This is a genomic window from Janthinobacterium sp. SUN206, from assembly GCF_030587305.1.
Taxonomy (GTDB): Bacteria; Pseudomonadota; Gammaproteobacteria; order Burkholderiales; family Burkholderiaceae_D; genus Janthinobacterium; species Janthinobacterium kumbetense.
In genome coordinates this window covers 700635-720854 of sequence record NZ_JAPWIB010000002.1, presented here as the reverse complement: position 1 = coordinate 720854, position 20220 = coordinate 700635, and the positions used below count along the sequence as shown (strand labels likewise).

18 protein-coding genes are annotated in these 20220 nt (G+C 63.0%); 10 read left to right on the top strand and 8 right to left on the bottom strand.

The window, feature by feature from the left end; genetic code table 11:
- Positions 1-122: 122 nt before the first annotated feature.
- Complete coding sequence (locus tag O3300_RS16095; RefSeq protein ID WP_289906458.1) at positions 123-1454, top strand: MFS transporter; 1332 nt, start codon at positions 123-125, stop codon at positions 1452-1454.
- A 32-nt stretch (positions 1455-1486) separates the two neighbouring features.
- Positions 1487-2755: a glycerate kinase gene (locus O3300_RS16090; RefSeq protein WP_305053502.1), complete on the top strand. Its 1269-nt coding sequence runs from the start codon at positions 1487-1489 to the stop codon at positions 2753-2755.
- A gap of 2 nt (positions 2756-2757) precedes the next feature.
- Here the strand turns inward: O3300_RS16090 and O3300_RS16085 are convergent, their stop codons facing one another.
- Entirely contained in the window at positions 2758-3771 is a 1014-nt protein-coding gene (locus O3300_RS16085) for a zinc-binding alcohol dehydrogenase family protein (RefSeq protein ID WP_305053501.1), read from the bottom strand.
- A gap of 95 nt (positions 3772-3866) precedes the next feature.
- On the opposite strand from O3300_RS16085, the gene O3300_RS16080 reads away from it, so the two are divergent.
- The gene (locus O3300_RS16080) at positions 3867-4781 is read left to right on the top strand and encodes a LysR family transcriptional regulator (RefSeq protein ID WP_305053500.1); all 915 of its coding nucleotides are present in this window, start codon (positions 3867-3869) and stop codon (positions 4779-4781) included.
- 44 nt (positions 4782-4825) lie between these two features.
- Here the strand turns inward: O3300_RS16080 and O3300_RS16075 are convergent, their stop codons facing one another.
- Positions 4826-5203, bottom strand: coding sequence for a cytochrome c (locus O3300_RS16075; RefSeq protein ID WP_077401501.1), 378 nt, complete (start codon positions 5201-5203; stop codon positions 4826-4828).
- A gap of 249 nt (positions 5204-5452) precedes the next feature.
- Between O3300_RS16075 and O3300_RS16070 the strand changes: the two genes are divergently transcribed.
- From O3300_RS16070 to O3300_RS16060, 3 genes are all read left to right on the top strand, one after another.
- Positions 5453-7003, top strand: a complete 1551-nt coding sequence (locus tag O3300_RS16070) for a DUF1800 domain-containing protein (protein WP_305053499.1) — start codon at positions 5453-5455, stop codon at positions 7001-7003.
- Between the two features lie 20 nt (positions 7004-7023).
- Positions 7024-8214, top strand: a complete 1191-nt coding sequence (locus O3300_RS16065) for a DUF1501 domain-containing protein (RefSeq protein WP_289899257.1) — start codon at positions 7024-7026, stop codon at positions 8212-8214.
- 89 nt (positions 8215-8303) lie between these two features.
- Positions 8304-9476, top strand: coding sequence for an AI-2E family transporter (locus O3300_RS16060; protein WP_305053498.1), 1173 nt, complete (start codon positions 8304-8306; stop codon positions 9474-9476).
- Positions 9477-9582: 106 nt separating this feature from the next.
- On the opposite strand, the gene O3300_RS16055 is transcribed toward O3300_RS16060, so the two are convergent.
- Positions 9583-9807 (bottom strand): hypothetical protein, encoded by a 225-nt coding sequence (locus O3300_RS16055; RefSeq protein WP_010396348.1) that lies wholly within the window; start codon positions 9805-9807, stop codon positions 9583-9585.
- Between the two features lie 165 nt (positions 9808-9972).
- On the opposite strand from O3300_RS16055, the gene O3300_RS16050 reads away from it, so the two are divergent.
- The 3 genes from O3300_RS16050 to O3300_RS16040 are packed head-to-tail and all read left to right on the top strand — an operon-like array spanning position 9973 to position 12451.
- Positions 9973-10707, top strand: coding sequence for a phosphatase PAP2 family protein (locus O3300_RS16050; RefSeq protein ID WP_305053497.1), 735 nt, complete (start codon positions 9973-9975; stop codon positions 10705-10707).
- Between the two features lie 12 nt (positions 10708-10719).
- The gene (locus O3300_RS16045) at positions 10720-11628 is read left to right on the top strand and encodes a diacylglycerol kinase family protein (RefSeq protein ID WP_289899372.1); all 909 of its coding nucleotides are present in this window, start codon (positions 10720-10722) and stop codon (positions 11626-11628) included.
- Between the two features lie 4 nt (positions 11629-11632).
- Entirely contained in the window at positions 11633-12451 is an 819-nt protein-coding gene (locus O3300_RS16040; protein ID WP_305053496.1) for a metallophosphoesterase, read from the top strand.
- Positions 12452-12590: 139 nt separating this feature from the next.
- On the opposite strand, the gene cls is transcribed toward O3300_RS16040, so the two are convergent.
- Positions 12591-13967, bottom strand: a complete 1377-nt coding sequence (gene cls / locus O3300_RS16035; protein ID WP_369812294.1) for a cardiolipin synthase — start codon at positions 13965-13967, stop codon at positions 12591-12593.
- Between the two features lie 11 nt (positions 13968-13978).
- Entirely contained in the window at positions 13979-16090 is a 2112-nt protein-coding gene (locus tag O3300_RS16030) for a site-specific recombinase (protein WP_305053494.1), read from the bottom strand.
- 367 nt (positions 16091-16457) lie between these two features.
- Between O3300_RS16030 and O3300_RS16025 the strand changes: the two genes are divergently transcribed.
- Complete coding sequence (locus O3300_RS16025; RefSeq protein WP_305053493.1) at positions 16458-17519, top strand: porin; 1062 nt, start codon at positions 16458-16460, stop codon at positions 17517-17519.
- Here the strand turns inward: O3300_RS16025 and O3300_RS16020 are convergent.
- From O3300_RS16020 to O3300_RS16010, 3 genes are all read right to left on the bottom strand, one after another.
- Positions 17507-18091: a DUF3617 domain-containing protein gene (locus O3300_RS16020; RefSeq protein ID WP_305053492.1), complete on the bottom strand. Its 585-nt coding sequence runs from the start codon at positions 18089-18091 to the stop codon at positions 17507-17509. The genes O3300_RS16025 and O3300_RS16020 overlap by 13 nt on opposite strands.
- A gap of 67 nt (positions 18092-18158) precedes the next feature.
- Complete coding sequence (locus O3300_RS16015; RefSeq protein WP_251350785.1) at positions 18159-19706, bottom strand: TerC family protein; 1548 nt, start codon at positions 19704-19706, stop codon at positions 18159-18161.
- An 82-nt stretch (positions 19707-19788) separates the two neighbouring features.
- Entirely contained in the window at positions 19789-20064 is a 276-nt protein-coding gene (locus O3300_RS16010; RefSeq protein ID WP_251350784.1) for a hypothetical protein, read from the bottom strand.
- Positions 20065-20220: the final 156 nt, after the last annotated feature.

The following is a 20220-nucleotide window of genomic DNA, read 5'->3' as shown; positions in this document are numbered from 1 at the left end:
ATTTGCATGGAATCATCGGATTCAACAATATGTTTCTTCATGCATCCGCACGATGACTGTTTCTGTGGGCAATTGTACGATGGGCTGGTCGCATCCCATAAAAAAATAGTCAGGAGACACCCATGACCACCCATCCAGGCGCCAGCCTGTCCGCCGGCGCGTCCGCGCAGGACCGCGTGCGCGAAGGCGCCTACCGCAAGGTCACCTTGCATCTGATCCCCTTCATCTTCATCTGCTACCTGTTCAATTACCTGGACCGGGTGAATGTCGGCTTTGCCAAGCTGCAAATGCTCGATGCGCTGCAGTGGAGCGAAAGCGTGTACGGCCTGGGCGCCGGCATTTTCTTCATCGGCTACGTGGCCAGCGGCGTGCCCAGCAATCTGCTGCTGCACCGCCTGGGCGCGCGCAAGGTCATCGGCACCCTGATGATCGCCTGGGGCATCGCCTCGGCCTGCCTGATGTTCGTCACCACGCCGGCCGCGTTTTACTCGCTGCGCTTCATCACGGGCGTGTTCGAGGCGGGTTTCTTCCCCGGCATCGTGCTGTACTTTACGAACTGGTATCCCGCTTCGCGCCGGGGCCGCATCATGGGCTTGTTCATGTCGGCCATTCCCATTTCCGGCTTGCTGGGCAGCCCCCTGTCGGGCTGGATGATGCAATCGTTCGCCGGCCACGGCGGCCTGGCCGGCTGGCAATGGATGTTCTTGCTGCAAGGCATCCCCACCGTGCTGCTGGGCTTTCTCGTGTATGTGCTGCTGAACGACGGCATCGCCCAGGCGAAGTGGCTGAATGCGGAAGAAAAGCAGCTGCTGCGCGCCGACCTCGACGAGGACGAACGCCAGCGCCGCAACAGCGCGAATACGGCCGACACCTTCGCCAGCGTGCTGCGCAACAAGCACGTGTGGATGCTGGGCCTCGTGTATTTCTGCATCCAGATGGGCGTGTACGCGATCAATTTCTGGCTGCCCACCATCGTCAAGTCGCTGGGTTTCGCCAGCCCCGTGGCTGTGGGCTGGGTCAGCGCCATTCCCTACCTGTGCGCCAGCATCTTCATGATCTGGGTGGGCCGTTCGGCCGACAAGCACAAGGAACGCCGCTGGCATTTGAGCGGCCCCCTGCTGATGGCGCTGTGCGGCTTGCTGCTGGCCACCCAGGCACACGGCAACGTGGTCGTCGCCCTCATCGGCCTGTCGCTGGCGACCATGGGCGCGCTGTCCGGCCTGCCCATGTTCTGGCCCTTGCCGACGGCGTTTCTCGGCAGCGCGGCGGCGGCCGGCGGCCTGGCGCTGATCAATTCGCTGGGTCAGGTAGCGGGCTTCGTCAGCCCCTTCCTCGTCGGCTGGATCAAGGATGCGACGGGCGGCACCGACGTGGCCCTGTATATTCTTTCCGCAGTCATGCTGCTGGGCGCCATACTGGTGCTGCGCGTTCCCGCGCGCATCGTGAACCGTTGAACGAAGCTGCCATCGAACCGGAGGAATTGACAATGACGACTACCCCGGCGCCGCGCGCCTTGCTGCAAGCCATGTTCCAGGCCGCCATCGAAGCGGCCCAGCCATCGCACTGCATACCGCCCCATCTGCCGCCAGCGCTCAAGGGCCGTTTGATCGTCATCGGCGCCGGCAAGGCGTCGGCCGCCATGGCGCACGCCGTGGAACGGCACTGGCCGGGGCCGCTGTCCGGGCTGGTCGTCACGCGCTACGGCTATGCCGTGCCCTGCGAACGCATCGAGATCGTGGAAGCGTCGCACCCCGTGCCGGACCAGGCCGGCATGGATGCGGCGCGCCGCATGCTGGAACTGGTCGGCAACCTGCAGGCGGACGATACGGTGCTGTGCCTGATTTCGGGCGGCGGCTCGTCCCTGCTGGCCTTGCCGCTCGATGGCATCACTTTGGCCGACAAGCAAGCCTTGAACCGCGCGCTGCTGGCGTCCGGCGCCACCATCGGCGAAATGAATTGCGTGCGCCGCCATTTGTCCGCCATCAAGGGCGGGCGCCTGGCAGCCGCCTGCCATCCGGCGCAGGTCATCACTTTGGCGATTTCCGACGTGCCCGGCGACAAGCTGGGCGACATCGCGTCCGGCCCCACGGTGGGCGACGCGACGACATGCGAGGATGCGCTGGCCATCGTGCGCCGCTATGGCATGGACTTGCCTGACAGCATACGCGCCACCTTGGAAAGCGGGCGCGGCGAATCCGTGAAACCCGATGATCCCCGCCTGGCGCGCACGCGCACGACCCTGATCGCCACGCCGCAGATGGCGCTGGAAGCGGCGGCGCAGGTGGCGCGCGCGGCCGGCGTCACGCCGTATATATTGGGCGACAGCCTGGAAGGCGAGGCGAGGGACGTGGGCAAGGTGATGGCCGGCATCGCGCTGCAAACGGCGCAGCGGGGCCAGCCGTTTCCCGCACCGTGCGTGCTGCTGTCGGGCGGCGAAACGACGGTCACCGTGCGCGGCAACGGGCGCGGCGGGCGTAACGTGGAATTCCTGCTGGCGCTGGGCATCGCGCTCGATGGCCACGCGGGCATCCACGCGCTGGCCGGCGACACGGATGGCGTCGACGGCCAGGAAGACATCGCCGGCGCGGTCCTGGCGCCGGACACCCTGCAACGGGCCTGGGCGCTGGGCATCAAGCCCCGCGACAGCCTGGACAACAACGATGGCCACGGCTTCTTCCAGGCGCTGGGAGACAGCGTGGTCACGGGCCCGACATTGACGAATGTCAATGATTTCCGGGCCATCCTGATTACCTGAATTTAGAACCCTTCCAGCACGATCTTCCCTTTTGCCGTATTGCTTTCCAACAGGGCATGCGCGCGTTTCAGGTTTTGCGCGTTGATCGTGCCGAAGCGCTCTGCCAGGGTCGTCCTGATGACGCCGGCGTCCACCAGCTGCGCCAGCTCTTCCAGTAGTTCATGCTGTTTGACCATGTCTGGCGTCTGGAACAGCGAACGGGTAAACATCAGTTCCCAGTGCAGCGACACGCTCTTGCCCTTGAACTTGCGCACGTCGATGTGCTCGGGGTCGTCGATCAGGGCGAACTTGCCTTGCGGCGCGATCAATTCCACGATCTGGTCGAAATGCCGGTCGGTCTGGTTCAGGCTGATCACATAGTCGACGGGCGGCAAACCCAGGCGCGTGATTTCCCCCGCCAGCGGCAGGCTGTGATCGATCACGTGGTGCGCGCCCAATCCCTTCACCCAGTCCGCCGTTTCCGCGCGCGAGGCCGTGCCGATGATGGTGACACCCGTCAATTGCCGCGCCAGCTGCACCAGCACGGAGCCGACGCCGCCGGCCGCGCCGATCACCAGCAGCGACTTGCCCGTCAAACTCTTGTCGCGGCTGAGCTGCAGGCGGTCGAACAGCAATTCCCAGGCCGTAATGGCCGTCAGCGGCAGGGCGGCGGCCGGAGCGAAATCGAGGCTGGCTGGCATGTGGCCGACGATGCGCTCGTCGACCAGCTGGAATTCGCTGTTGCTGCCGGGGCGGTTGATGGCGCCCGCGTACCAGACCCTGTCGCCCACATGGAACAGGGTGGCGTCGGGGCCGGCGGCCGTGACGATGCCGGCCGCATCCCAGCCCAGCACTTCCGGCTGGCCCTCTTTCGGTGCGCGGTTCTTGCGCACCTTGGTGTCGACGGGATTGACGGAAATGGCCTTGACGGCGACGAGCAGGTCGCGCCCCGTGGCGACGGGCACGGGCAGCTCGATGTCGAGCAGGGCGTCGGCGTCCGTGATGGGCAGGCTGTGGTGGTAGGCGATGGCTTTCATGTGCTTCCTCGTTGAGTGGATACCGTATGATGGTGGCAATGCCGCCCTGGAAACAGGGGGCGCGTACCGAAACACTTTCAAAGGAATGTTGAAAATTGCTGCGACTCGATGACTTGCAGGTATTTGTGCGCACGGCCGACCGGGGCAGTTTGTCGGCGGCCGCGCGCGAGATCGGCATCTCGCCCGCGCTGGCCAGCGCCGCCGTCAAGCGCCTGGAAGGCGTGTTGGGCTTGCGCCTGCTGGCCCGCACGACGCGCTCGCTGAGCCTGACGCCGGAAGGCACGCAATACCTGGAACATGCGCGGGAAGCCTTGCGCCTGCTGCGCGCAGGCCACGATGCACTGTTGGCCGGCAAGGACAGTTTCGGCGGAACCTTGAAAATTGCCATGCCCTCCGACCTGGGCCGCAACCTGATGCTGGGCTGGCTGGACGAATTTCAGCTGCGCCATCCGACACTGCATTACCAGCTCAGCGTCAGCGACCGGGTGGCCGACATGGTGCGCCAGCAAGTCGACGTGGCCATCCGCTATGGCCAGCAAGACGATTCGAGCCTGATCGCCATGCCGATCGCACCCGCCAACGACCGGGTGCTGGTGGCGTCGCCCGCCTACCTGCGCGAATACGGCCCCCTGCTGGCGCTGGAAGAGTTGTCGCAGCGCAATTGCCTGCGCTTCGCGCTGGAAGACGGCTTGCACGACCGCTGGACTTTTTACCGCCTGCCCCAGCGCGAGCAAGTGACGGTGTCCGTGAGCGGCAACCGCAGCGCCGACGACGCCGACCTGGTGCGGCGCTGGGCCGTGGCGGGACTGGGCATCGCCTATAAGTCGCGGCTCGACGTGGCGGGCGACCTGGACGCCGGCCGCCTGCAAGCGCTGTTGCCCGACGTGGCGGGCGAGGCCACGCCCTTGCACCTGGTCTGCACGCACCGGGCGCAGGTGACGCCGCTGGTGCTGCAGTTGCGCGATTTCCTGCGCGATAAATGTGCGCAGTTATTAAAACAGCATGACTGACCGGCGATCGTTCATTCGCGACGTGGCCGCCGCTTATTTCCCTGTCATCGATTTTTTAAAATCACATCGCTCATGTATTGATTCAAATCGCGAAAATCCTTTACCCGCCAGGCATATGGCGCAATCTTGACGCCATTCTCTTTCAAGGTCTTGGGAATCAGATCGCCATTCGGACGAAGGATGACCGACGATACGATCACGCCCGGATAATCCTTCAGGCGTTTTTTGAATGCGGCGGTGGTCAGGTCGGGCGTGGGCGGATTGCTTTTATTCGCCAATGGCCCCGTTCCCTTGATCTCCGCGCCATGACACACGGCACAGCGCTGTACATACAGGGTTTTTCCATTCAGATTCTCCGCCAAGGCTGACGGCGCTTGAATCAGCGATAACGTTCCTAATGCAGCGATAAATAATATTTTCATTTCTTTTTAATGTGGATGTATTGTATGGATAATGTCTGGTTCGGGAGAAAATACGCAGCTGCCATTGCAATACGCCATTCTCCCGATAACATTTTATCCGAGATGATTCATCATAATGTGCTCATGCCGGCGAGAGATTGGCTGGCAAACCATCGTGCTTGATTACAACTCGTTGCAAATGGCAATCATGCGCGGGTCAACCTGGGCGTACCCTCAAGCATTCTGCATGAAACCGCTTGAAGGACCGCCATGACCCCGCACCGACTATTGCCGACGACCTTGATTTCCCTGCTCTTGCTGGCCGGCTGCGCCGCCACCGGACCAGGACCGGCCGCCCAGGCCGATCATCGCGCGCAGAGCAGTCCCGCGCAAGACATCGCCATGCTGGAGCGGGTCAGCTGGGGCGTGAACGGGGGCAGCGTGCGCCAGGTGCAGGACAAAGGCTGGAGCGCCTGGCTGCGGACGCAGTTGCATCCAGGAAAAGCGGCCTTGCCGCCAGCCATCGCCGCGCAAATCGACGCCATGACCATCAGCCAGGTGCCGCTGGAGCAATTGGTGATTTCTATGGAGCAAAAGCGCAAGGAGTCGGCCGGCGTCATGGACGACATGGCGAAGCAGCAGGCGCAAAAGGATTACCAGCAAGAACTTAACCGCCTGGCGCGCGAAGCGGCCACGCGCTCCTTGTTGCTGGACGTGTATTCGCCGAACCAGTTGCAGCAGCAGCTGAGCTGGTTTTGGCTCAACCATTTCAGCGTGCACCAAGGCAAGCACAACTTGCGCGCCATGGTGGGCGATTACGAGGCGAACGCCATCGCGCCACACGCGCTGGGGAAATTCCGTGACTTGCTGGGCGCCACCGTCCACCATCCAGCCATGCTGCGCTACCTGGACAATGAAGCCAACGCCGCCAAGCGCATCAATGAAAACTATGCGCGCGAGCTGATGGAACTGCATACGCTGGGCGTGAACGGCGGCTATAGCCAGATGGACGTGCAGGAACTGGCGCGCATCCTGACGGGCGTGGGCGTGAACCTGGGAGCGGACACGCCGAAGGTGAAACCGGCGCTGCAGTCGCAATACGTGCGCCGGGGCTTGTTCGAGTTCAATCCCAACCGCCACGATTACGGCGACAAGCAATTCCTCGGGCAAACGGTGAAGGGCAGGGGCCTGGCGGAACTCGACGAAGCGCTGGACCGCCTGAGCCGCAGTCCCGCCACCGCGCACTTTATCAGTGGCAAGCTGGCCCAGTATTTCGTCGGCGACAACCCGCCCGCACCGCTGGTGGCGCGCATGGCGGCCACCTTCCAGCGCAGTGACGGCTTGATCGCCGACGTGCTGCAAACCATGTTCGACAGCCCCGAATTCAAGCAGTCGCTGGGCAAGAAATTCAAGGATCCCATGCATTATGTCGTATCGGCCGTGCGCCTCAGCTATGACGACAAGCCCATCCTGAATGCGGGACCCATGCTGAACTGGCTTTCGCGCATGGGCCAGCCCCTGTACGGACGCCAGACGCCCGATGGCTATCCGCTGACGGACGCTTCCTGGGCCAGTCCGGGGCAAATGACGACGCGCTTCGACATCGCCCGCACCATCGGTTCGGGCAGCGCCGGCCTGTTCAAGACGGATGGCCCGCAGCCGCAGGAAAAAGTAGCGTTCCCGCAACTGGCCAGCGCCCTGTATTACCAGTCGCTGCAGCCAGGCTTGAGCCCGGCCACGCGCCAGGCACTGGATCAGGCCGCTTCGCCGCAGGAGTGGAATACTTTTCTTCTTTCCTCGCCGGAAATGATGCACCGCTAAGTTGAAATCGGAGGATTGCCATGAATCGTCGTGACCTGTTGAAAGCCCTGGCCGCCGCACCCTTGTTCACTCACGCGGGCAGCCTGCTGGCCGCACCCGCCACGGATGCGAAGCTGCTGTTCGTCTTCCTGCGCGGCGGCTATGACGCGAATAACTTGCTGGTGCCGGTCGGCAGCGATTTTTACTACGCGGCGCGGCCGAATATCGCCATCGCGAAACCGGGCGAGGAAAACGGCGCGCTGGCCTTGAACGCCGACTGGGCCTTGCATCCGGCCTTGCGCGAGAGCATTTATCCCATGTTCACGGGCGGCGAGGCGGCCTTCATCCCGTTCGCGGGCACGACGGATTTGACGCGCAGCCATTTCGAGACGCAGGATACCATCGAGCTGGGGCAAGAGATCAACACGCGGCGCGACTTCCGTTCGGGTTTCCTGAACCGCCTCGTGCAGACCTTGAATGGCAGCAAGGCCGGCCCCGCCATCGCTTTCACCGACCAGCTGCCGCTGATCTTCCAGGGCGGCGTGCAAGTGCCGAACATGGCGCTGCGCTCCGTGGGCAAGTCCGGCATTGATGCGCGTCAAAGCCAGATCATCGCCGCCATGTACCGGGGCACGCCCCTGCAGCAACCCGTCAGCGCGGGCTTTGTCGTGCGCGACGACGTGACGAAGGAATTGACGGGGGAAATGCAGGCGGCCAACCGCAACGCCATCAGTACCAAGGGTTTTGAGCTGGAAGCGCAGCGCATCGCCCGCTTGATGAAGGACAAGTACAACCTCGGCTTCGTCGACGTGGGCGGCTGGGATACGCACGTGGGGCAGGGCGGCGCCAGCGGCTACCTGGCGGGGCGCTTCGATGAACTGGGACGGGGACTGGCCGCGTTTTCGCAGGAAATGGGCAGCGCCTGGCGCAATACCGTCGTCGTTGTCGTCAGCGAATTTGGCCGCACCTTCCGCGAAAACGGCAACCGCGGCACGGATCACGGCCACGGCAGCGTGTTCTGGGTGCTGGGTGGCGGGATCAAGGGCAAGCAGGTGGCGGGCGAGCAAGTGGCGATGTCGCAGGCAAACCTGTTCCAGAACCGCGACATGCCCGTGCTGAATGAATACCGGGCCGTACTGGGCGGCTTGCTGCGCCGTACCTTCGGCTTGACGCCGGCGCAACTCGACCACGTGTTTGCCGGCGTGAAACCGGCGGAACTGGGCCTCGTGTAAATCGGCGAATCTCCGTGTTACGCTACGCCTGCGCATGTGGCGCATAGCGAATACTGGCGGCCCATGGCGCCGGGCACGAATGGAGCAGCATGAACGATACCCAGCGCGACATTGTCAGCGCAGGCTTTTCCCTGGCCCTGATCGCCGTGACGGCCTTCGTCATGCAGCGTTTCTTTTTGCCGCTCGTGTGGGCCGGCATCCTGTGCGTGGCCACCTGGCCTTTGTATGTGCGCGTGCGCGCGGCGCTGGGCCAGCGCACCATCGTCGCGGCAGCCGTGCTGACCCTGGCGTTTGCCTGCATCTTCATCATTCCCGTGCTGTTCGGCGTGGCGCAGGCGGCGCGTGAAGTGCCCGTGCTGGCCAATTTCGTCGTGCATGCGAATGCCGACGGCTTGCCCGTGCCGGACTGGGTGGCGCATGTCCCGCTGGCCGGCAGCGCCATCGGCGACTGGTGGCAAGCCACCCTGAGCCAGCCGCATGGCCTGGGCCACTTCTTTGCGGGCAGCGCCGTGGGCGGCTTTCATTCCGCGCGCGACATGCTCAAGGTGCTGGGCGCGGACGTGTTTCACCGCCTGGTCGACTTCGGCCTGGCGTTTTTATGCCTGTTTTTCTTTTACAAGGATGGCGAAGCGCTGACGCGCCAGATCACGGCCGTCGGCAGCCATTTTTTGCGTCCCGAACGGTGGGGCCGCTATGCGCAAAAGATCCCTACGGCCATCCGCGCCACCGTCAACGGCCTGGTGCTGGTGGGCCTGGCCGAAGGCGTGCTGATCGGCATCGCCTATGCCATCGCCGGCTTGCCGTCACCGGCCCTGTGGGCGTTTGCCACGGGCATCCTGGCCATCATCCCGTTTGGTGCGCCGCTCGCGTATGGATGCGCGGCCGCCTTGCTGGTGTTTCAGGGCAATGTGGGCGCCGCCATCGGCGTGGGCGCCTGGGGCACCGTGGTGCTGTTTGTCGCCGACCACTTCGTGCGCCCTGGCATGATCGGCAACGCCACCCGCTTGCCCTTCCTGGCCGTGCTGTTCGGCATCCTGGGGGGCGTGGAAACCCTGGGCCTCGTGGGCTTGTTCATCGGCCCTGTCGTGATGGTGCTGTTTGTTACCTTGTGGTACGAAGCGAATGCGACTGACCGCGTACCGCCGGCCACCATGCCTTCCAGCACAGCTGCCGATGCAGGTGCCGACGCACTTGCCGGTACAGTTGCCGGCACTGCTGCCGAAACACCTGCCAGCCCGGCCGCGCCGGAACGCACACAGTAGTGAGGGGTCGGTCAGCGTGCTGCTGGCCGGTACTGAGGCGTTCCCGGCGTGGCCGGACGGAGCTGACTTGATAACAGGGTGCGAACACCTTGTTTTAAAGTCATTCTTAATGTGCCTTGGATAGAATAAGCAACCAACGGCGCATCAGCAGCACTTCAACATAGCCCGGCTCGATGCCCGTACCGCACTCGATCAAGGGATTGACGGTGTAGTAGCGCTTGCGGAAGTCGCGGCAGACGAGGATTTCGCGCTTGCCCATGCGGACGAGGAAAGAGCTTGGGGCGTATTCCAGGCCGAACCGTGAGCCAAAACCGCTATTCAATGTTGCCATGACAATTCCTTTGAGGGAGATGTGTTGAACGAGTCATCAGAATAGCATAACTACTGTATGAATACACAGCTACTGTATGAATAAACAGTATTTTTTTACTGGTGTGGTTTTTTTGATCAGTACCGGGAACATGAAAGAGAGATGAGTTTGCAAGAGAAAAATGACATGGGCATGACTACGGGCTGGACCACGAGACTGCGCCGCTTCGTCGAGGCGCGCCTGTCGCCCGAAGGCGAGCTGGGCCTGCATATGACGGTGGGCGTGGCCCTGATGCTCGTCGCCATCGTGGTCTTCCACGAGATCGCCGAAGCCGTCATGGGCATGCAGCAAATTACCGTGATCGACTTGCAGGTGGCGCAGTGGTTCAACCAGCATGCCGTGCCGTGGATCACCAGTTGCCTGCTGGTCGTCACGCACATGCATGGCGTGATCGGCGCCATCACCCTGGCCGTCTTGCTGGGCTGGTATCTGCACCGCAAGGGCGCCAGCTACTGGCTGTTTACCCTGGTCATTACCATGCCGGGCGTCATGTTTTTGAACCTGCTGCTAAAGTACATTTTTGTGCGCGCGCGGCCCAGCTTTGACGAGCCCATCCTGCAGACGGCCCTGAGCACGTACAGCTTTCCCAGCGGTCATACGGCCACCTCGACGGCCCTGTACGGCTTGCTGGCCGCCTACCTGATTTGCCAGACGGCGCCGGGCGCGTGGGGCAAGCGCATCGCCATCGCGCTGGGCGCCTTCCTGATGGCCTCACTCGTGGGTTTCAGCCGCATTTACCTGGGCGCGCATTACCTGAGCGATGTGCTGGCGGCCATGGCGGAAAGCTATGGCTGGCTGGCCATCTGCATCGCCGGCGTGTCGACCCTGCGCCGCCGCCGGCATATCCGGCAAACCAGATAAGGGGAAACCATCCTGAGCAAGATTGCAGTCATCATCAATGCGGGCGCCGGTTGCGGCTATGCGCCCGACTGGGCGCAGCAGCTCGAAGCGAAATTCGCCGCCGTGGGGCTCGACGCCGCCATCACCCTGGCCGCCAGCGGCGCCGACATGATCGCCACGGCCGGGCAAGCGCTGCGCGATGGCGCGCCCATCGTCGTGGCCGGTGGCGGGGACGGCACCATCAATGCTGTCGCGTCCGTCGTCGTCGGCAGCGGCACGCCGTTTGGCGTCTTGCCGCTGGGTACCCTGAACCATTTCGCCAAGGATTTGAACATTCCGCTCGAACTCGATGCGGCGATTGCCAACGTGGCGCAGGGCGTGCCGCACCAGGTCGACGTGGGTGAAGTCAATGGCCGCATCTTCCTGAACAATTCCAGCCTGGGCTTGTATCCCGACATCGTGCGCGACCGCGAAAAGCAGCAGCGCCGGCTGGGACGGGGCAAGTGGCTGGCGTTCAGCTGGGCGCTGGTGGCGGCCTTGCGCCGCTATCCCTTCCTCAGCGTGCAATTGAAACTGAAGGACGCCGTGCATGCGCGGCGCACGCCGTTTGTCTTTATCGGTAACAATGAATACCTGATGGAAGGCTTGAATATCGGCGAGCGCGAACGGCTCGATGGCGGCCAGCTGAGCCTGTACGTGGCGCAGCGTCCGGGCCGTCTGGGATTGCTGAAGCTGGCCTTGCACGCGCTGTTCGGCAAGTTGTCGCAGGCCAAGGATTTCGACGTGCTGACGGCGACCGACCTGGAAATCGCCACGAAGCACCGGCGCCTGCGCGTGGCCACGGATGGCGAAGTGACCGTCATGAATACGCCGCTGCAGTACCGCATCCGCCCCGCCGCGCTGACGGTGCTGGTGCCTGCGCCGGCACCTTCCGGGGAGTAAGGCCATGCGTACCATCGTGCATTTGTCCGACTTGCATTTTGGCAAGGTCGACGCGGACTTGCTGGCGCCCTTGCGCGCGCTCGTCGAACGCCTGGAACCGGACGTGGTGGTGGTGTCGGGCGATTTGACGCAACGGGCCCGCAGCGCCCAGTTCCAGCAAGCGCGGCAGTTTCTCGACAGCTTGCCGGGGCCGCAGATCGTGGTGCCGGGCAACCATGACGTGCCTCTGTATAACGTCGTTTCCCGCTTCCTGACGCCGCTGGTGAAATACCGGCGCCATGTGACGGACGATTTGTCGCCCGAATATGTGGACGAGGAAATCGCCGTGCTGGGCATTAATACGGCCCGCTCGCTGACCTTCAAGGATGGCCGCATCAGCCACGAGCAGATCGATTTCCTGCGCGAACGCCTGGGCCGTTTGCCGCCCGGTTTGACGCGCATCATCGTCACGCATCATCCATTTGACTTGCCCGAGCACTTCGACGACGATGATCTGGTCGACCGTGCGCCGCTGGCGCTGCAAATGTTTTCCGAATGCGGCGTGGATCTATTGCTGGCCGGGCACTTGCATGCGAGCGTGGCGGGCAACACGGCCGAGCGCTACAAGATCGCCGGCTACGCTGCCCTGATGGTGCAGGCGGGCACGGCCACGTCCACGCGGGGCAGGGGCGAATCGAATTCCTTCAACGTGCTGCGCGTGGAAAACAGTTGTATTCGCGTCGAGCGCTACAGCTGGAATGACGACAGCGCCGACTTTGAAAAAGTCAGCACGGAAGCGTTCGCGCGCCAGGGCGGCGTGTGGGCCAGCTTGCGGCCGCTGTAGCCAGAATTAATGGGGTAGGCGGCAACCGGCATCAGGAGTGGCCGGCAAAATGGCCAGGGCTAGGCGCGTTGCCGAAGACAGTACGAATAGTACGGCGAGGCAATGCAACAACGCCCTGGACTTTTTGATGGCTACTCCGCTACAGCCAGTAATTCATGAAGCGGGCCGCCCACTCCTTCATGCGGTCGGCAATCGGCCGGGTTTCCCATTTCGCCCTGGTGATCTCTTCCGAGTCGCGCAAGTCTTCCTGGAAGGCGTTTTCCATTTCGCGGCCGAAACTGTCGCCCAGCACGATCACGTTCAGTTCGCTGTTGTGCAGGAAGCTGCGCATGTCGATGTTGGTCGAGCCGACCGTCGACCAGGCGCCGTCGATGACGGCCGTCTTGGCGTGCAGCACGGCCAGTTTCAAGTGGAAGATGCGGATGCCGCCGGCCAGCAGTTGGTCGTACAGCGCATGTCCCGCATGGAATACGAGACCGCTGTCGGACACGCCCGGCAGCACCACGGTGACGTCCACGCCCCGTTTCGCGGCGGCCACCAGCGCGTCGACCGTCTGCTGGTCGGGCACGAAATAGGCGGACGTGATGTGGATGGTTTTTTTTGCTTCCTGGATGGCCAGGATATACGCCTTGTAGATTTCGAAGCCGCCGTCCGGCTCGCTGGCCACGACGCGCACCAGCTTGTCGCCCACTTCTGACAAGGTGGGAAAATAATTCGCGTCCGGCAAGTCGGCCTGGTCTTGCTGGGCCCAGGTGCGGATGAATAGCCACTGGAAGGCGGCCACGGCTGGGCCTTCCACTTTCACGTGGGTATCGCGCCAGCCCACGTCGCTCTTGTCGGCGGACTTGTTCTTGGAGCGGAACAGCGAGCTTTTCGCATAGGTGTCGCTGATGTTGACGCCGCCCGTAAATGCCGTCTTGCCATCGACGATCAGCACCTTGCGGTGGTCGCGGTTGTTGATCTTCCAGTCGTCGCCCTTGAGCTTGGCGGGATTGACGGGGTTGAAGGCCACCAGGTGCACGCCGGCCGCGCGCATGCGCTCGAAGAACGCCTGCGGCACGCCGAGGGTGCCCACGCTGTCGTAGATGACGTTGACCGTCACGCCCGCCTGCTGCTTTTCGATGAGCATGTCGGCAAACTTCAGGCCCAGCGGGTCCTGGTCGAAGATATACGTTTCCAGGTTGATGCTGTTCTTCGCTTCGCTGATGGCCTGGAACATGGCTTCCATCGTTTGCGGGCCGTCAAACAGCAGCGTCACCTTGTTGCCCTTGATCAAAGGTACGCCCGTGGCCGCCTCTTCCAGCGCGGCCTGGGCTTTCAAGTCCATGCCGGACTTCGCCCAGCGCTTGTTGAGCAGGGCGGCGCGGCTGTTGACGTTCAGCACGGCGCCCTTGCCCGTGATGACCTTGGGCTTGGCCACCGGTTCCAGGGTGGTGTTGAGATTCTTGACGTTGGGCAGCGAGGCGCATGCAGCCAGGGTCCAGCACAGCAGTAGGGCGGTGAGGCAGGGTTGCATGCGCCTGGCGGTCATTTTTGAGCCTTGGTCGTGGGTGACAGGTTTGCCGTATCATCGGCCAGTGCCAAAGGTGGCGGGTTTTTCGAGCCGAAGAAGAAGACGATGGGCGAGCGCAGGAAGCGCTTGCCCAGGATCTTCAGCAATTGCATGCCGTGCTTGAAGCGCACCTGGCGCGAACGCAGGGCCACCCACAGGGCCAGACCGAAGCTCACCAGCAGGTTGGCCGTGCCGATGGCGAAGATGCCCGACAGCGACTTGACGGCCAGTTGCCAGCTCATGTTGTGGTCCAGGCCCACCAGCGCCGTGGCGAAGTTGGCGGCCGAGAAGGTGATGTGGCGGATATCGATCGGCAAGCCGATCAGGAAACCCAGGGTGCCGATGGAACCGAGCAGGATACCGAAATAGAAGTTACCCATCAGGCCGCCCAGGTTGTTTTCCAGGTACAAACCCAGGCGCTGCAGGCGTTCCTGGCCGATGACGCGGCCCAGGCCGCGCAATTGCGCGATGCGCTGCGCCCAGCGCGTGTACAGGGCCTGGTTGTCGTAGTAGCCGGAAATCAGGCCGGCCACGAACAGGCACACGCCGGCGATCATGGCGTAAAAGATGGCGGGGCTGCCGATGGGGTCGATATCGTGCAGCAAGCGCATGGCTTTCTCGGGCGTCACCAGGTTGTGCCCGGTGATCGCCTTGTAGCCGAGCGCGATCAGCCAGGCCGTGGGGATGGCCGTGGCCAGGTTGCCCAGCACGGCCATGTTTTGCGTGCGGAACACTTTATTGATCAATTCCGCCATGCTGTCGAGGTCGATATTCCGCCCATCCTTGCTGTGCAGGCCGGCGGCGATGCGCGACGCCGTCATGGCCGGCTGCTTGGTGGCCACCGTGAAATGCAGCAAGTGGATGAACATGAAGCCGATCGAGTAATTCATGCTGAACATGAACGCTTCGACCAGCGGCGCCGAGCGCAGGTAGGACATCAATATCTTGAACAGGGCCATGAAGCCGATGATCACGCCCGCGCCCGCGGACGAGAGGAACATGGCGCCCATCTCGCGGCGGTTTTCCGCGATGTAATGCTCGCCCGTGCGGCTGGCGTTTTCCGTCACATTGCGCGCCAGCAAGTTGATATTGTCGGAAAACAGGTCGCTGACCTTGTATTTGTTGTTGTGCGCCTGAATCAGTTCCAGCGCCAGCCCGACGGCGCCCGCGCGGCGGCGGCTGACGGGTTGCGGGTGCAGCAAGTCTTGCGTGGCGTCCACCGTGATGGCGGCGATGTCCACGTTGTTCGAGGCCGGCAATTCGCCGCTCGTGTCGACGAGGAACAGCAGCTTGCGCAGGCGCTCGATGCTTTGCGCCAGCGCCACCAATAAATACGTAAGGGGGATGCTGGTGCCCTGGTACAGCGCCTTCTTGCGGATCTTGGCGATGACGGCGTCGCACTGGTCCAGCATCACCAGCAAATGGCGCGCATCCTCGATGTGCTCGAGATCGCCGTGCAGCAGATTCGTGTAGGCGTCCAGGTAGGCGTTCACTTCCGTGTTTTGCACCATGAACGGCGACTGGAACACTTCAATTTCGCTATGGAAACGCGTCAATTCCGGTTCCAGGCCCATGGCGCAGACGCGGTAGGACAGGGTGCGGATGGCGTCGAGCATGCCTGGCAGCATGATATTACCGTCGCCGACGGCCAGTTCGATGTCGTCGCTGGTGAGCACGTCGAACAGTTCCAGCCAGTCCGTGGCGGGCACGTTGCTGATCCACAAATAATCGGTCTTCAGGTACAGCACCTGGTCGAGCGCGTCGTTCAGGTATTCGTCGCCGAGGGCGGGCGGCAGCATGCGGTAGGCGATGCGGCGTTTCAATTCCGTGAAAAAGCCGCTGTTCGACAGCACGCCGATATCGGTGTACAGGCTGGCGTGGCGGCGCGCGGCCAGCACGCGCAGCACGTATTCGTGCAGGGCGCGCGCTTGCGCGGGGTTACCTTTGAGAAGCTGGCGCAGGGTGCGCACGTTGGCAATCGCGGTAGCGCTGTCGTGGGGGCGCTTGGGACGCAGTGAGTTGAATAGTTCCACCAGCAAGTTGATATTGCTGGAGTTGGGGTCAATGCGTTCGAGGATAGCTAGCATGCAGAAAAAACGGGCGAGCCGCTGTCGGTAAAACCAGTAGTGTACCGCCTGCGTCAATTCTCGCAACGTTCGCCACCGAACATTGCTTTACGGCAGGGCCTGCATTTAACGCCATTTTGCCGCAAATTGGCATAATCATGCTCACTCTTGCGTGTTGTCAGTACGCGACGTGGTTTCATGGCCTAAGCTGAAGTTTCTGTTGTACAACGCACGGATGGCTGGACAAAAAGCGAGGATAAGGTAACACTGAGATCAGACACACAGCGCATGTCCTGATCAATACCGGGAAGTTTCAATTCACGTTACCGAGATATTTATCATGCAGACCTCGTATTTTGCGCTTGCTGTGATAGGGATGGGGCCGTGGATGCTTTTTGCACCGGCCCAGGCTGCCGATGGCGCAGGCAGTGCCGCATCCACTAACGTTGCCGTGTACGGCGTGCTTGACGCGGGCATCGTGGCCGAGCGGGGCTGCGCCGCCAATTGCGCCAACACCAAGGTATCCGGCGGTGTCGCGTCCGGTTCGCGCCTGGGCGTGCAGGGCCGCGAAGCGCTGGGTAATGACGTGTCCGCCGTATTTACCCTGGAAGCGGGCGTGCAGAACGACACGGGCCAGTCGGAAGAGGGCCGTCTGTTCGGCCGCCAGGCCTACGTGGGCCTCGACAGCCGCCTGGGCGCGCTGACCCTGGGGCGCCAGTACAACCCGCACTACCTGGCCCTGACCGACGTGGCCGACCCGTTCAAGGGCGGCATGGCCGGCAGCGCCGGCAACCTGGCCGGCTACAGCGTGAAACGCTACGACAATACCGTCAAGTACGTGACGCCCGCCTTGCGCGGCGTGACTGCCAGCGCCATCTACAGCTTTGGCGAGTCGCCGTACAGCAACGCCAGCAACCGCGCGTATGGCGCCACCCTCGGCTATTCGGCCGGCGCCGTGAATGTCAGCGTGTCGCACCAGCGCAAGAATAACCTCATTCTCGCATCCGGCACCTTGCCCGCCATCGACATGTCGGCCCGCAATACCCTGATCGCGGCGAATGTCGACCTGAAAGTGGCCACCGTCTTTGCCGCCGTGGGCGTGAACAAGGGCTATGGCAGCTCGCCGTGGGACCCGAACAACGCCTACAGCGCGCTGGCCCTGTCGATGTCGTCGTCGGACAGCCGCGACACCTTGCTGGGCGTGTCCGTGCCCGTGGGCGGCTTCAAGCTGCTGGCGTCCTGGGTGCGCAAGGATGACCGCGACCTGGCCAACCGCGACGCCAGCCAGATGGCCGTCGGCCTCACGTATTCCCTGTCAAAGCGCAGCGATTTCTACGCGTCCTACGCGAAGATCCACAACAAGAACGGCGCCCGCTACACGGTGGGCAATGCCAGCGACAGCGGCCGCGGCGATGCTGCCTTCAACCTGGGCTTCCGTCACGGTTTCTGAATTGATGCCGCGGCAGGGGCCGGGGCAGGGCAGCTGGCGCCCAGCCACTTGCCGCTGCTCGTCACATTCACCTGTTCCGGCGCGCCGCGCGCGCTGGTCGTCACGGCCAGCTGCATGTTGAAAGCCTGGTCGCCCGTAAACATGACCTTGCCTTCGCCGCTCGATTTCGGGTTGGCGCAAGTGAACGATACCTGCATGCCGCCCGCGATGTCCGTGTTTTTCGACTTGCAATCGCCGGGCTGGCCCGTGGGAATCTGCTTGCGCGCCGCCATGTCCGGCGTCACGCACGCCGTCACGCGCACGGCGCCGTCGGCGCCCACGGTGGGCATGGCCATGCCGCGGCTGGCCGCCATGCTTTCCAGCTGCTTGCGTTGATCGGGAGGAAGGCTGCCCAGTTGTTGCAGCACCATGGACATGGCGTTGTCGGTGGCGGCGTCCGGCGACGCCATCTTGCTGTCGACTTGCCACAGGCCCGGCTTGATGGTGGGCGATGGCGCGGCGGCCTGGGCGCCGGCGTGGCTGCCTAAGGCGGCGCAAGCCAGCAGGGTCAGGCGTAGCAGGGATTTTTTCATCGTGGGGTCTCCGGTATGGGCAGACCCCAGCATACGGCATGGCAAGCGGGGCACGCTTGCCATTGTGTTACAAACTGTGATCGGGCTCGATGCGGCGCACGTCCACGCAGGCGATGCGGCGCTCGTCGGCCTCGATGATTTCATAGCGTAAATCATCGAGTTCCAGCACTTCGCCCACGGCCGGCATGTTCTCGAAATGCGCCAGCAGGAAGCCGGCCAGCGAGTTGTATTCGCCATCTTCGCTGACCAGGGTTTCCGTCTCGAACACTTGCTCCAGGTAATGCAGATCCGTCGCGCCATCGATGCGCCAGTGGCCGGGGCCCAGCACTTCCACGTCCGGCTGCTCGTCCTCGTCGGGGAATTCGCCGGCGATGGCTTCCAGGATGTCGATGGGTGTGAGCACACCCTGCACGGTGCCGAACTCGTCGACCACCAGCACCAGCTGGCCGCGCGAGCGCTTTAACGTTTCCATGGCTTTCAGCACGCCGGCCGCTTCCGGCACGACGACGGCTTCGCGCATGCTGTCCGGGTCGATCTTGCCGCGCGACACCAGGTCCTCGATCAGGTCCTTGCTGCGCGCGATGCCGACCACGTTGTCCAGGTCGTCATTGCAGACAGGAATCATACTGTGCGGCGTTTCGCGCAGTAATTGCAGCATCTTTTCGCTGCTGTCGTTCAGGTTGACCCACGACACGTCGCCGCGCGGCGTCATGACGGAGCGGATCGAGCGTTCGGCCAGGGTCAGCACGCCGCTGACCATGTTGCGCTCTTCCACGCCGAAGGCGGAAACGTCGGGCAGTTCCTTGACTTCGTGCTCTTCCACGGCTTCGCGGCCCTTGCGTCCGCCCAGCAGGCTCAACACGGCTTGCGCCGTGCGGTCGCGCAGCGGGGCGTTCGACTGCAGCTTGAGGAAGTTGCGGCGCGCCAGCTGATTGAAGAATTCGATGACAATCGAGAAACCGATAGCGGCGTACAAATACCCTTTCGGAATGTGGAAGCCCAGGCCTTCGGCCACCAGCGACAGGCCGATCATCAGCAGGAAGCTCAGGCACAGCACGACGACGGTGGGGTGGGCGTTGACGAAGCGCGTCAGCACTTTCGACGCGAGCATCATGACGACGATGGAAATGACGACGGCCGCCATCATCACGTACAGGTTTTCCACCATGCCGACGGCCGTGATGACGGCGTCGAGCGAAAAGACGGCGTCGAGCACGACGATCTGCGCCACCACGAGGCCGAAGCCGGCGTAGACTTTCGGGCCCGTCTGGGCGTGCGTGACCCCTTCGAGGCGCTCGTGCAGCTCGCTGGTGGCCTTGAACAGCAGGAACAGGCCGCCGACGAGCAGGATCAGGTCGCGTCCCGAAAACGAGAATGTCAGTATGGAAAACAATGGCGTGGTCAGGGTGACCAGCCAGGAAATCAGCGAGAGCAGGCCCAGGCGCATGACGAGGGCCAGGGTCAGGCCCAGCACCCTGGCCTTGTCGCGCTGGTGCGGCGGCAATTTCTCGGCCAGGATGGCGATGAAAATCAGGTTGTCGATCCCCAGTACGATTTCCAGTACGACCAGCGTCAGCAGGCCGACCCAGATTGTCGGGTCAAATAACCATTCCATGTGTATAACCTTGTAAAGTCGATCAGTGTAAAGCGTGCCTGGTGGCTAAAGCCCCGGGCGCGTGGGTGCTGCATGCATGTCTTCAGGGGCGGACGCGCGGCGGCCGGGTGGCCAGCCGCACGTCCGCTTCGGCAAGTGCGCCCGGTCCCGCTTGCCAAATGATGGCGCAAAACGGCGCCCCCTGGCGCGAGCTCGGGTACAGCGTGATGGGGTCGTTGTCGCATTCTTCGGTATCGCAGCTGTCGCCAGGCAGGCCTGCATGGAGGCTGGCGTCGGCACAATCGATGCCGAAGGCGGGCGTGGCGGCAGCGCCGGCCGCGATTGCATGCTGGAATGGGGAAGGACTGGCGTAGGCCATGCTGGCGAACGCCTGGGGTAACGCGATGAAAACAAAAAGGCAGAGCAGGACGAGAGCTCGTCTCATATACAGGCAGATAGTTCTGGAACCAGGGAGTATAACACGGGCACATAACAGCTCGATGACAGGACTTGCGTAAGTGATAAGTATGCCGTA